This window comes from Mesorhizobium sp. M0633 (genome assembly GCF_040320645.1).
Lineage (GTDB): Bacteria > Pseudomonadota > Alphaproteobacteria > Rhizobiales > Rhizobiaceae > Mesorhizobium.
The window spans coordinates 1-12717 of the sequence record NZ_JAMYQC010000014.1; the positions used below are offsets into that span (position 1 = coordinate 1).

The 12717-nt window shown below is 64.1% G+C and carries 10 protein-coding genes; 4 read left to right on the plus strand and 6 right to left on the minus strand.

The genetic code is table 11. From position 1 onward, the window contains the following. Positions 1–234: 234 nt before the first annotated feature. The 3 genes from holA to lepA form a co-directional block, all read right to left on the minus strand. On the minus strand, positions 235–1278 hold the full coding sequence (holA, locus tag NKI47_RS16470) for a DNA polymerase III subunit delta (RefSeq protein WP_352591670.1): 1044 nt from the start codon (positions 1276–1278) through the stop codon (positions 235–237). Positions 1279–1461: 183 nt separating this feature from the next. Next, positions 1462–1974: a hypothetical protein gene (locus tag NKI47_RS16475; protein WP_352591673.1), complete on the minus strand. Its 513-nt coding sequence runs from the start codon at positions 1972–1974 to the stop codon at positions 1462–1464. Positions 1975–2232: 258 nt separating this feature from the next. After that, entirely contained in the window at positions 2233–4038 is a 1806-nt protein-coding gene (lepA, locus tag NKI47_RS16480; RefSeq protein ID WP_352591676.1) for a translation elongation factor 4, read from the minus strand. Positions 4039–4196: 158 nt separating this feature from the next. Here lepA and NKI47_RS16485 point away from each other — a divergent pair, with 158 nt between their 5' ends. From NKI47_RS16485 to msrA, 4 genes are all read left to right on the plus strand, one after another. Further along, positions 4197–5261 carry a TadE/TadG family type IV pilus assembly protein gene (locus tag NKI47_RS16485; protein WP_352591679.1) on the plus strand — a complete coding sequence of 355 codons (1065 nt, stop codon included), beginning with the start codon at positions 4197–4199 and terminating at the stop codon, positions 5259–5261. Positions 5262–5475: 214 nt separating this feature from the next. Next, a complete protein-coding gene (locus NKI47_RS16490; protein WP_352591682.1) occupies positions 5476–6186 on the plus strand; it encodes a DUF1223 domain-containing protein in 711 nt (236 codons plus the stop codon). Positions 6187–6265: 79 nt separating this feature from the next. After that, positions 6266–6586 (plus strand): hypothetical protein, encoded by a 321-nt coding sequence (locus tag NKI47_RS16495; protein ID WP_352571561.1) that lies wholly within the window; start codon positions 6266–6268, stop codon positions 6584–6586. Positions 6587–6663: 77 nt separating this feature from the next. Then, positions 6664–7392 carry a peptide-methionine (S)-S-oxide reductase MsrA gene (gene msrA, locus NKI47_RS16500; RefSeq protein ID WP_352591685.1) on the plus strand — a complete coding sequence of 243 codons (729 nt, stop codon included), beginning with the start codon at positions 6664–6666 and terminating at the stop codon, positions 7390–7392. Positions 7393–7590: 198 nt separating this feature from the next. Here msrA and NKI47_RS16505 read toward each other — a convergent pair whose 3' ends face one another. From NKI47_RS16505 to NKI47_RS16515, 3 genes are all read right to left on the minus strand, one after another. After that, complete coding sequence (locus NKI47_RS16505) at positions 7591–10125, minus strand: mechanosensitive ion channel family protein (protein ID WP_352591688.1); 2535 nt, start codon at positions 10123–10125, stop codon at positions 7591–7593. Between the two features lie 99 nt (positions 10126–10224). After that, entirely contained in the window at positions 10225–11229 is a 1005-nt protein-coding gene (locus NKI47_RS16510) for a cytochrome d ubiquinol oxidase subunit II (RefSeq protein ID WP_352571564.1), read from the minus strand. Continuing rightward, entirely contained in the window at positions 11226–12599 is a 1374-nt protein-coding gene (locus NKI47_RS16515) for a cytochrome ubiquinol oxidase subunit I (RefSeq protein ID WP_352591691.1), read from the minus strand. The genes NKI47_RS16510 and NKI47_RS16515 overlap by 4 nt, the downstream gene beginning before the upstream one ends. Positions 12600–12717 lie beyond the last annotated feature (118 nt).

The following is a 12717-nucleotide window of genomic DNA, read 5'->3' on the forward strand; positions in this document are numbered from 1 at the left end:
CAACTGGCCCATCTGCTTCACTGCCATCGCGATTCCCTCCGAGCTTCGTCTCAGAGAATCACAATCAGCGAATTACGCAACAGGCCCCCTGTGGGAGAAGGTGTCGCCGAAGGCGACGGATGAGGGGTGTTCCAGGGAACGCCGACGCCTCATTCCGTCCAACACCCCTCATCCGTCTCGGCGCCGCGCGCCGATCCACCTTCTCCCACAAGAAGGGGAGAAGGTCGGGTGCTCCTATCTCTGCGCCAGCCTGGCACTCTCCACGGCAATGCCGAGCAGGGCCTGGCGTGCCAGCGCGATCGACAGATCCGGCCGCCGGCGTGTCTGCAGGACCGCCGTCTGCAGGCGGTTGAGTGCGCGGCCGAGCGCTTCGCTGCTCCAGCGTTCGAGGGCTTTCTCGACCAGCTTGCGCCTGGAGAAAAAAACCGGCGGGCGCGCCGCGGCAACGACCGAAGCGGCATTGCGGCCGCCGGCGTCCATCAGGCCGCGCATCGCCTGGATCGTCTGCAACTGCCGCATCGCCGATGAAAGCACCAGAAAGGGCTGGCCGCCGGACTGGCAATGGCGGGTGAAGGCGGTATCGAAATCGGCGATCCTGCCTTCGAGCAGGGCGTCGACCGCCGCATCGAAGGAGAGGCCGGAGACATCGCCAGATGTCGCCTTGACGTCGTCGAGGCCGATTTCGGGCTGGCCATGCGCATAAAGCACAAGCTTTTCGATTTCGCCGCGCGAGGCCAGCCGGTCGCCGCCGAGATTGCGGCGCAGCGCCTGCCGCGCCTCCAGCGTCATCGACATGCCGGCCTTGCGCAATTCGTCGTCGATGACCGTATCGATGTCCCTGGCCTCATCGGCATAGCAAGGCAATGCCATGGCATTGTCCGCCGCCTCCACCACGGCGCGCAGGCCGACGCCCTTCTTCAGGTCGCCGGCCTCGATGAGAATGATGGCGTCCCGCGCGGGCTCGACGGTCAGCGCCTTGACGTCGTCGGCAAGCGCCTTCTGGGCGCCGGCATTGCGCACCCATAGCAGGCGCCGCTCCGAAAACATCGGCACGGTGCGGGCCTCGTCGAGCAGGCGGCCCTCGTCGCGATCGACCTCCGAACCGTCCAGCCTGACGACCGAGAACGGATCGTCAAGCGGCAGGCCGGTCTTGCCGGCAAAGGCCTTTGCCCGCTCGGCAACCAGCCCGCGATCGGGACCGTAAAGCAGCACGATCGAGACGCGCGGATCCGGCTTCGCGAGCCATGCATCGACCTCGTATGCTTTCTTTTGTGCCATGGGTGCTGATTAGCATGACGCGGGCGCGGGGTGAACGGAGGGATGGCGGTATTGTATCGAGACGCCGACGGGACAGAGGGGGCGCGAAGGACGACCAGCCTCTCAAGACGTGGGTTCCTCGCCCCCGCAAAGCGGGGGAGAGGTGGCCGCGAAGCGGCCGGAGAGGGGGCGGTCCGACTGGCCTCACCGGCTGGGCTTCAGCAGCGTCCAGATCCAGCCGATGAATGTGAGCACCAGGAAGGGATATCCGGCAGCGGGCAGCGGCTCCGAGGTCGGCAGCAACGGCGCCCCCCAGAGGATCAGGCCCGCCGACGCAACAAACAGCAAGGCGGCCACGACAGCCGTGAGCCGCATCCACAGCGCGAAGGTTTTCGGCGCGCTGACCATGACCAGCGCCGCCGCCCAAAGCGAGATACCGCCGATATAGGAGGGCACGCTGGCCTCAAGCCCCGCCGCATTGCCGGAGAGCAGCAGGCTTTCGCCGGCGAGAAAGGTCAAAAATCCAGCCGCCACGCAGTCATTGCCCTGGCGCTGATATTTCATCGTCAACAGCGCGGTCGCCACCACGAGCGCCACGCCGTCGATCGTCCAGAGCGTTTCGCGAAGTTCGGCGCTCTCGACGAAGGTGCCGGCGAGTCCGAAAGCGCCGCCGATGGCGAGGCCGATCGCGGCGACGAGGTCCAGAGTGGAGCGCATGTGATGTCTCCCCCGAAGCCGCAAGGATACTTCAAGGCGGGACATTCTCCAATGATGGTCCGCTGTCCTGAAGGGTCGCAATGGCCGGCGCGTATCCAGCTTGCTGACCTGTCGCACTCTTCTGCCCAATCTCCACCATGCAGCTTCAGCGCCGCGCTGGCGGGGGGCCCGCTGCCTCCGGCAGCTCCCCCGCTTTCGAAGCCTGCCATCGATTCACTGGATCGATGGCTTGGCGCGCTGTGCGCGCCAACCGGCTTCTCAATCGCCCATCTTCAAGGCCTGGATAAACGCCTCCTGCGGGATATCCACCTTGCCGAACTGCCGCATCCGCTTCTTGCCCTCTTTCTGCTTGTCGAGCAGCTTGCGTTTGCGTGAGACGTCGCCGCCGTAGCATTTGGCGGTGACATCCTTGCGCAGCGCCGAGATGGTCTCGCGGGCGATGACCTTGCCGCCGATCGCCGCCTGGATCGGGATCTTGAACAGATGATGCGGGATCAGCTCCTTCAGCTTCTCGCACATCTGGCGGCCGCGCTTTTCCGCCGCCGTGCGGTGGACCAGCATCGACAGCGCGTCGACCGGCTCCTCATTGACCAGGATCGACATCTTGACCAGGTCGCCTTCCTTGTAGTCGGTCAAATGATAGTCGAACGAGGCGTAGCCCTTGGAGATCGATTTCAGCCGGTCGTAGAAGTCGAAGACCACCTCGTTGAGCGGCAGATCGTAGATCAGCATGGCGCGCTTGCCGACATAGGACAGGTCGGCCTGGATGCCGCGCCGGTCCTGGCAGAGCTTCAGGATGCCGCCGAGATAGTCGTCGGGGGTGAGGATGGTGGCGCGGATCCACGGCTCCTCGATGGCCTGGATCTTGACCACGTCGGGCATGTCGGCCGGGTTGTGCAGTTCCTTGACCGAGCCGTCGTTCAACAGCAGGCGGTAGACGACGCTAGGCGCGGTGGCGATGAGATCGAGATTGAACTCGCGCTCCAGCCGCTCCTGGATGATTTCGAGATGCAGCAGCCCGAGGAAGCCGCAGCGATAGCCGAAGCCGAGCGCGGCGCTGGTTTCCATTTCAAAGGAGAAGGACGCGTCATTGAGGCGCAGCTTGCCGACAGCGGCGCGCAGATCCTCGAAATCGGCGGCGTCGACCGGGAACAGGCCGCAGAACACCACCGGCTGCGCCGGCTTAAAGCCGGGCAGGGCTTGCGCCGTCGGCCGCTTGTCCTCGGTGATGGTGTCGCCGACGCGGGTGTCGGCAACCTCCTTGATCGAGCCGGTGAAGAAACCGAACTCGCCGGGGCCGAGCTCGTCGACATTGATGCGGGCTGGCGTAAAGACGCCGGTGCGCTCGACCAGGTACCTGGCGCCAGTGCCCATCATGCGGATGGTCTGGCCCTTCTTCAGCACGCCGTCGATGATGCGGACCAGCACGATGACGCCGAGATAGGCGTCGTACCAGCTGTCGACCAGCATCGCCTTCAGCGGGGCCGTGATGTCGCCCTCGCGCGGCGGCGGCAGATCGTTGACGATCGCTTCCAGCACGTCGGGAATGCCTAGCCCGGTCTTGGCCGAGATCAGCACGGCGTTGGAGGCGTCGATGCCGATCACCTCCTCGACCTGTTCGCGGATGCGCTCGGGCTCGGCGGCGGGCAGGTCGACCTTGTTCAGCACCACGACGATCTCATGGTTGTTGTCGATCGCCTGGTAGACATTGGCCAGCGTCTGCGCCTCGACGCCTTGCGAGGCGTCGACGACCAGCAGCGAACCTTCGCAGGCAGCGAGCGAGCGCGACACTTCATAGGCGAAGTCGACATGGCCGGGCGTGTCGATCAGGTTGAGGACATAATCCTGGCCATTGTTGGCGCGGTATTTCAGCCGCACCGTCTGCGCCTTGATGGTGATGCCGCGCTCGCGCTCGATGTCCATCGAGTCCAGCACCTGCTCCTTCATGTCGCGCAGCTCCAGCCCGCCGGTCGACTGGATCAGCCGGTCGGCAAGCGTGGATTTGCCATGGTCGATATGGGCAACGATGGAGAAGTTGCGGATGTTTTTGATCGGCGTGGTCATGCGGCGCGCTTTAGCAGGGGCACGCTACATCGGCAAGCGGCGGGGCGCGGGTGCGGCGGCGGGGCGGCAAAGTCGTTAAACTTTGATCCATGAGATTAGAGCATAGTTCGCGCCCGGCGTGGTAGCCCACCGGCCGTCGCCGTTTCGGGGGGATCGGAATGCCGTTGTCAGCACGCAAATTTCTCAAATCGGTGAGCGGCTCGTTCGCGCCATTGCTCGCCATCTTGCTTATCCCGATGGTTGCCGCATTGGGTTTTTCCATCGACTATACCTCTGCGGTTTCAACCAGGGCATCGATGCAGAACGCCCTCGATGCAGCGTCGCTGTCGATCACGACGCTTGCGACGGACACCTCACTGGCGGACCGCCAGGTAAAACTGCAGGAGGCATACCTGGCCAATGGCGGGCAAGGCACGGCCAAGCTCGACAGCTTCGTCGTCGCCACCGACGGCGCCGCCAGCATCAAGGCTTCGGCCGGCTTTGCCATGCCGACGAATTTCATGCAGATCGCCAGGATCAACACAGTGCAGGTCGGCGTTGCGTCGGCAGTGACAAAGCGGCCGGCATTGGTGCAAGCCACGTTCAAGGTGACCAAGGTCTCGGGCTGGTGGGGCAAGACAATGACGCTCTACGGCACCAAATTCGGGGACACGGTGGCCAACAAGCTGATGAAGATCACCTACATATACAACGGTTATGGCGATCCGAAAGGCTATGGCACGGCGACCGTCTCCACCATCAACGGAGCGACGATCACTATGGTCCAGCAGCAGGTGTGTACGACCACCACGGTGCTCAGCTTCTACGCCTTGCCTAGCACCACGATCGTCCAGACTGACTCATACGGCAGGAAATACACGACCACCTGTGTCAACACAATGTATCCCGCGACCGGTGCCGGCGCGGTGATCGACGTCAGCCAGATGGACCAGCTATATCTGCAGATGGATGTCCCGTCAGGCAATCCAACGGTGCTCAAATCGAACGATCCGGCAACATCGAACCGCCTCTACGCGAACGGCGTCGAGATCGCCAGTGGCCAAACGGTCGATATCTTTACGCTGGTGCCGTGCGGCCAGACCAGCACACAAGCGTGGGAAGACGGGGGATCGTCGGTGCCGACATCTCCGACCATCACCGATTCCAACGCGGACTTTTTCTACACAGTAACCGGCAAATGCGCCTTCAATCAGCGGGCATCCGAAACGCTGTTGACACAATAGGCCGCCGCAGCTGAGTGCGAGGGCATATCGGCCCGCTTAGGCTGCCGTCCATCACACCGCCGCCCCGGTCACACCGGGTGGCGTGTTGGTTGCGAGCGACCGTCTTCCCTTCGCCCCCTGTGGGAGAGCTGCGAACGATCACGAAGCGGTGATGCTGTAACGAACCGTGTGTCGGCGGCGAAGTGTGGACATGGAACCGCACAGGAGAACAGCGATGACCGGATCGGAACGAAGCACAGCCCTGATGGGGCTCGCCGCGGCACTGTTTTCCGCGACTGTGCTGTCGGCAACCAGCGCGGCCGCCGGCCAGACGCTGACCGTCGTAGAGCTGTTCACCAGCCAGGGCTGCTCGTCCTGTCCGCCGGCCAACGCCAATCTGATCAAGGTCAAGGACCGGCCCGACGTGCTGGCGCTGTCCTTCAACGTCACCTACTGGGACTATCTCGGCTGGAAGGACACATTCGGCAAAGAAGAATTCACCCAGCGCCAGGTCCGCTATGAACCGTCGCTCGGCCGTTCCGGCCCGTTCACGCCGCAAGTGGTGGTCAACGGCAGGGCCGATGCCGTCGGCGCCAGGCCGGGCGAGATCGAGCAGCTGATTTCGAGCGGCGGCCACGCTGACGGACCTTCGTTGTCGCTCGCCGGCGGAAAGGTCAGCATCGGCGCCGGTCCGGTGCCCGGCGGCAGGGCCGATGTCTGGCTGGTGCGTTACGGCAAGGGCGTCGTCGAGGTGCCGGTGGCGCGCGGAGAAAACACCGGCCGCACGCTGCCGCACGCCAATGTCGTGCATTCGCTGACCAGGCTGGGCAGTTGGACCGGCGACGCCACCGCACTGCCGCTGCCGGCGACGACGGGCGGCCTCAGCACAGCGGTGCTGGTGCAGGTGCCGGGCGGCGGGCCGATCCTCGCTGCCGCAGCGAATTAGAACCCGTTCCGAAATTTGCGCAACGCCGCAGCGGCGCCGCTGCATGCCGTCAACCCCTGCCAAACCCTAGGAGATCATCATGACCAATCCTTTGACCAATCGCCCGACCCTGGCGGCACTCGCCTTCGCACTTTGCTCGACGGCGCTGTTCGCAGGAGGCGCGGCGCGGGCCGAAGATGCGATGAAGCCGGCGAACGCCATGGCAACAAACGCCATGAAACCGGCAACGGACGCAATGAAGCCGGCCGGCGCCATGGCGGCTGACGCGATGGCCACGACCGCGATGAAGGCGACAGATCCGATGAAGGCCGACTGCATGGCCAAGGCCGCCGCCGAGACGGACGCCATGAAGAAAGCCGAAGCGACCAAGGCCTGCGATGCCATGGCTCCGGCCAAATAGGCGATGCGCACAGCAATGTGAGAGCCCGGCGGACCTATCCGTCGTATAATCCACACCAGCATCATGGGAGATCAGACATGACCGGAGCCCTGAAACGATCGTCGATTTTCGCAAAAGCAGCACTTGCCGCGCTCATCCTCACGGCCGCCGCGGCCGTGCTCTGGCAGACGCCGGCAGTCTCGGCCGAAGACGCGGTGGTGATCCCGCCGCCGGCATTGGACGAGAAGGCCACCGCCGGCACCGAAAAGGCGGTCTTCGCCGGCGGCTGCTTCTGGGGTGTGCAAGGCGTGTTCCAGCACGTCAAGGGCGTCACCAGCGCCGTTTCCGGCTATACCGGCGGCGACAAGGACACGGCCATCTATGAAATGGTCGGCACCAGCCGGACGGGCCATGCCGAATCCGTCGAGATCACCTACGAGCCGTCCGAGGTGACCTACGGCCAGCTGCTGCAGGTGTATTTCTCGGTGGCGCACAACCCGACGCAACTGAACTACCAGGGCCCGGACAGCGGCACCCAGTACCGTTCGACGATCTTTGCCGAAAACGACGCACAGAAAAAGATCGCCGAAAGCTACATCGCCCAGCTCGACAAGGCCAAGGTGTTTCCCAAGCCGATCGTGACGACGCTGGAGATCGGCAAATCCTTCTATCCGGCCGAGGACTATCACCAGGACTTTCTGACGCTCAACCCGACCTATCCCTATATCGTCTACAACGATTTGCCCAAGGTCGAGAATCTGAAGCGGCTGTTCCCCAACCTCTACAGCGAAAAGCCGGTGCTGGTGCTGGCCGCCAACAAGAGCTGAGTTTTGCGGGGGGCCTGCTGATCTCCCCCCTTGAGGGGGAGATGGCCGGCAGGCCAGAGGGGGTCGGTTCGGTTGGCGCGACGCGGTCCGGCATATCGAGGAAGACGAAGTTGGCACTCCACGCGCGGCGACCCCCTCTGTCGCTTTCAGCGACATCTCCCCCTCGAGGGGGGAGATCAGCAGTTTCCGCGCTTCGCACTACTCCCCCTTTTTCCAGGGCAGGCTCCAGCGCACCTTCTCCAGCGTCGCCTTTGCCTCGGCCGAGTCCGGGTCGGGCTCCGTCTCGCGATAATGCGCCGAGCCCTCAGGCGGGTAGGCAAGTGTGTTGTTGAGGGCGAATTTGTCGATCTGGCTGAAGTCGGGGAAAGGCAGGTTTTGCGCCTCGCGCCAATCGCTGACCCTTTTCTCCGCGGCGATGCGTTTTTCGTCGTCGACCGGAAGGTCGGTGGCTCTGTATTCCAGTGACGAAGGGAAGGCGAACTGCGCGCCGGCATCATCCATGATGTTGATCATGGACAACAGGATGTCCTCGCGGATGGCTTGAAAATCGGCCACGTCGGCGGTTTTGATATAAGTGAACACGTCGATATCGAGCGAATAGGCGCCGAAGCCGGCAAAGCGCACGCGGCAGGGCTCATCGGTGACGCGCGGATGGGCAATCAGCAGCTTGCGCAGCTCGGCCAGGACGTAACGTAGCTGATCGGGCGTCGTTTCGTAGCGCAGCTGCAGCGTCGTCGCGAACCGGGTGCGATCGCGATGCGCGTAGTTCTCGATCTGCATGCCGGCGAAATCCGAGTTTGGCACCGAGATGATCGTGCGGTCGAGCGACCGGATGCGGGTGGAGCGCATGCCGATATGCTCGATCGTGCCGGACTGGTCGCCGAACTTGCAGAAGTCGCCGACGCTGACCGGCCGATCGGCATAGAGCGTCAGGCCGGAGAGGAAGTTCTGCAGCGTCGGCTGCGCGGCCAGCGCCACCGCCAGACCGCCGATGCCGAGACCGGCGATGACGCCTTCGTAGGGGATGGCGAGCACTTCGGCCAGCAGCAGGAAGGCGACGACCAGCACGGCGACGCGCGCCACGCCGGTGGACAGCGAAATCAGCGTGTCGTGATAGCCGGGCACCTGCCACAGTCCACGGTAATGGTCGGCGACCTTGCCGATCAGGTGCCAGACCACCGGCACGGCGCCGATCACGACCAGGCTCCAGGCGATTGCCTTGACCGGGGCGGCGACCACTTGCGGCAGACCGAGCGGGCGCAGCGTCAACAGCAGGAAGAAGCCAAGCACGATCGAGCGCACCGCCCATTCGACAATGCGGAAGAAGGCCGGGCTGTCCGTCCTTCGCACAAACAAGGAAATCAGCGCATTGGCGATGAAGCCGAAGACGATGCCGGCCAGTGCGGCAAGGCCGAGCATCGACCATTGCCAGCGCTCCATCGGGCCGGCGCGGGTGAGCAGGCCGGGGCTGATCTCGCGGGCGAGGCCACGGGCGATGAAGAACGGGTCGGTGCTGGCGAAGGCGGCGAATTCCGGCGCCACCGGCACGTCTTCGACATCGGCGTAGAGCGCGCGGATGTGGGCGAGCGTCTCGGGCGTGAACTGCCAGATCTTGCCCTTCTCAGTCTCGACCGGGCCGATGACGATGTTGCCGACGGGATGCTCGAAATAGACGAAGGGGGTGTTGCTCTTCGGATCGTCGGGGATCTCCTGCCAATAGACGTAGCCGATGCGGTCGATGACCTTTTTGAGATAGCGCTCGAGCAGGAACGCCTCGTCGCCACGCACCGCCTGACTGTAGTTGCGCAGGTCGAGCGCCGCCTGGGCCGGGTCGCCGGCTTCGGTGAGGCCGCTCAACAATACCTTGAACGTGTCGCGCGGCGAGGCGAGCCTGCTCGGATCGTCGACCATGTCGACGGCTTCGCCACGCGCTTCCTGGAATTCGGCGAGCTTGGCCTGGAGCTGGGCAAGTGGCGGCCCGACGATGAACCAGTCGCCATTCTTGCGACGAAAAGTGACGTCGAAGGAGATCCTGGTGCCGTATTGCGGCAGCGTCGCCGTCACCTCGTCTCCGGAAATCGCATCATGCGGCATGCTCCACAGACGGAACGTCGCGTTGTCGATGACGGTGAACAGAAGCTTGGTGTAATCGGGCATGTTGAGGCCGCCGCGGTCGGCCTCGGTGACGTCGACGAGACCCGCTGCCAGACCGGCAAGACCCATGCCGCCACCGGTGGCGCGCGGCACATTGTCGGCGCCGCTCTCGTTCATTGTCTGCAGGAACGAGCGCATGGTGCTCATCGGGCTCGACTGGTCGACACGGACGTCCTCGACGGCGCTGACGCGCACACCTGTCCACCATTCGGCGGTGGCGGCATCGAAGCGGCCCATGAAGCTGCCGCCGTCAGGCGATTGGACGAAGGTGAAGGCGCCCTGGCGGTCGCCTTCGAACCAGTGGCCGACAAGCTTGTCGCCTTCGGCCTTGGCCTCGATACGGCCGTTATAAAGCGGGTACACGCCCTTTACGTCAGTGCCCGTCTGCTCGAACTTGATCTGGGCGCCGCCGCCGCGCCACTTCGTGTCCCACACGCCCGTCCAGTTGGCCGCGTCCTGGGCATGCGCCTGCGGCATGGCCGGCAGCAGGCCGGCAAGCGCGAGTGCGCCGATCAGCGCGACCGTCCGGATCAGCAAAAGCAGCAGCCGATCCTGTCCTGCCGCAGAAAAGGGGTTCATTCTGTTGCCCTTCTTCTTGCCGGCGATTCTGCTGGGCCGGCCAGAGAAGGTTATTCCGCTTGAAGATGAATATTCTGTTTCAGGCGACGGCGATACCGGTCAGTCATAGGTCAGATCCGTCGCCTTGCCGGCGAACACCCGGTAGGCAAAGAACGAATAGAAGATGATGATCGGCAGCACGACGACCGTCCCGACCAGGATGACGGCCAGGCTTTCGGGTGCCGAAGCAGCCTGCCAGATGGTCAGCCGGTCGGGCACCACGAAGGGGTAGAACGACCAGGCGAGGCCGGCAAAGCCGAGCGTGAAGATCGCGGCCAATGTCAGGAACGGGAGCAGCGCGTGGCGGTCGTCGGGCTTCGGCAGATGGAAGGTCTGGCGCCACAGCCACAGGAACAGCACTGCCGACAGGATCGGCAGCGGCGACAAATAGAGCATGGCCGGCCAGACGAACCATTTGTCGAAGATGCGCGCGCTGGCAAAGGGCGTGGCCAGCGATACCGCGACCATGCCGAGCGCGGTCAGCACCAACGCCGTGCGCAGCCACAGCACCGCCTTCTTCTGCAGATCGCCTTCGGTCTTATAGATGACCCAGGCCGCGCCCATCGCCGCGTAGGCCGCGGCAAGGCAGAGCGCCACCAGCGCGCCGAACGCCATGCCGCCAGGGCCGACGTCGAGGCCGAGCACATAGACGCCGAGCATATAACCTTGCGCCAGCGAAGCGATGACCGAGCCGAGGAAGAAGATGCGGTTCCAGCGGTGCTTCCTGCCGGCCGGCACCTTGGCGCGGAAATCGAAGGCGACGCCGCGCAGGATCAAGCCGACCAGCAGCACGAAGACCGGAATGTAGAGCGCCGTCAGAATGGTGCCGTGCGCCAATGGAAAGGCGACCAGCAGCAAGCCCACCGCCAGCACCAGCCAGGTCTCGTTAGCGTCCCAGAACGGGCCGATGGCGGCGATCATCGTATCCTGTTCGGTGTCTTCGGCTGCGGCGAACAGGATGCCGATGCCGAGATCGAAGCCGTCGAGGATGACGTAGATCAGGATAGCGAGGCCCATCAGGCCGGCGAAGATCAGAGGCAGCAGGGTCGGCCAGTCGAAGCTCATGATGTTTCTCCTGGTTGCGCAACCGGCTGCGACAGCGGCCTGTTCATGACGCCCGGTAGCGGCGAGGTGTCACCATCCTTCGCCGCCTTCAATGCCAGATGCACCAACACGCCGAGATAGGCGATCAAGAGCAGCACATAGAGGATGAGATAGACCGCGAGCGACAGCGCGATATGGCTGCCGGCGACCGGCCCGACAGCATCGGCGGTACGCAGCACGCCGGTGACCAGCCAGGGCTGGCGGCCGATCTCGGTGGTGTACCAGCCGGCCAGCGTCGCCAGCCAGCCGGACAGCGCCATCGGCACCATGACAAGCGCCAGCGGCTTGGGCAGGCCGTGGCGGCGCTTGAGGAAGAAGGCCGCCGACCAGGAGACGGCGAGCATCAGGAGGCCGGTGCCGACCATGATGCGAAAGCCCCAGAACACCGGAAATACCGGGGGATGGTTGCCGGCATAATCGTTCAGCCCCGGTACGATGCCGCCGGCGCTGTGCCTGAGGATGAGGCTGGCGCCATCGGGAATGATGAGCTCGAACCTGTTCTCCTTGGCCGCTTCATCGGGAAGCGCAAACAGCACCAGCGGCACGTTGGGACCGGTGTTCCAGTTGGCCTCCATCGCGGCGATCTTCTGCGGCTGGTGTTCCAGCGTGTTGAGGCCGTGCTGGTCGCCGGCAAAGATCTGGATCGGGATCAGGATCGCGGCGGTGAAGACGCCGGTGCGCAGCGCCTTCCACATCGATTCCGAGCGATCGCCGTAGAGATAGCGCAGCGCCGACAGGCCGGCGACCAGGAACGAGACGGTCAGGCCCGAAGCAAGCAGCATATGGACGAGCCGGTAGGGCATGGACGGATTGAAGACAACGGCCCACCAGTCGGTGGCGTGCGCAACACCATCGCGCATTTCGAAGCCGGCCGGCGTCTGCATCCACGAATTGAGCGCGATGATCCAGAAGGCGGACAAGGTGGTGCCGCCGGCCACCAGCACCGTCGCCAGTGTATGGACGCGGTTCGAGACACGGCGGAAGCCGAACAGCATGATGCCGAGGAACGCCGCCTCGAGGAAGAAGGCGGTCAAGATTTCGTAGGCCAGCAGCGGGCCGGCAATGTTGCCGACCGTCTCCATATAGCCCGGCCAGTTGGTGCCGAACTGAAAACTCATGGTGACGCCGGAAACCACGCCCATGGCGAAGGACAGCGCGAATACCTTAACCCAGGTGAAATAAGCGCGCATCCAGGCGGAATCGTTTGTCGCGTTGTAGCGGAGCTTGAAGAACAGCAGCACCCAGCCGAGCGCGATGGTGATCGCCGGGAACAGGATGTGGAACGAGATGTTCGCGCCGAACTGTATGCGCGACAGAATGAGCGGGTCCATGGCGGCTCCGGCTGCTGCTTGTTTGTTGAAGGATAGGCTTGATGCACCGGACGGTCAAAGCGGCGTCCCGCCGCGAGGCGGAACGCCGCAGTGCGGTTAATCTGCTTTTACGAGGCAG

Excerpts from the sequence above, each read along its gene's own strand:
- NKI47_RS16505 (WP_352591688.1), bottom strand. The coding sequence starts at position 10,125 with ATGAACCCCTTTTCTGCGGCAGGACAGGATCGGCTGCTGCTTTTGCTG.
- NKI47_RS16510 (WP_352571564.1), bottom strand. The coding sequence starts at position 11,229 with ATGAGCTTCGACTGGCCGACCCTGCTGCCTCTGATCTTCGCCGGCCTG.
- NKI47_RS16515 (WP_352591691.1), bottom strand. The coding sequence starts at position 12,599 with ATGGACCCGCTCATTCTGTCGCGCATACAGTTCGGCGCGAACATCTCG.
- NKI47_RS16495 (WP_352571561.1), top strand. The coding sequence starts at position 6,266 with ATGACCAATCCTTTGACCAATCGCCCGACCCTGGCGGCACTCGCCTTC.
- holA (WP_352591670.1), bottom strand. The coding sequence starts at position 1,278 with ATGGCACAAAAGAAAGCATACGAGGTCGATGCATGGCTCGCGAAGCCG.
- lepA (WP_352591676.1), bottom strand. The coding sequence starts at position 4,038 with ATGACCACGCCGATCAAAAACATCCGCAACTTCTCCATCGTTGCCCAT.
- NKI47_RS16485 (WP_352591679.1), top strand. The coding sequence starts at position 4,197 with ATGCCGTTGTCAGCACGCAAATTTCTCAAATCGGTGAGCGGCTCGTTC.
- NKI47_RS16490 (WP_352591682.1), top strand. The coding sequence starts at position 5,476 with ATGACCGGATCGGAACGAAGCACAGCCCTGATGGGGCTCGCCGCGGCA.
- NKI47_RS16475 (WP_352591673.1), bottom strand. The coding sequence starts at position 1,974 with ATGCGCTCCACTCTGGACCTCGTCGCCGCGATCGGCCTCGCCATCGGC.
- msrA (WP_352591685.1), top strand. The coding sequence starts at position 6,664 with ATGACCGGAGCCCTGAAACGATCGTCGATTTTCGCAAAAGCAGCACTT.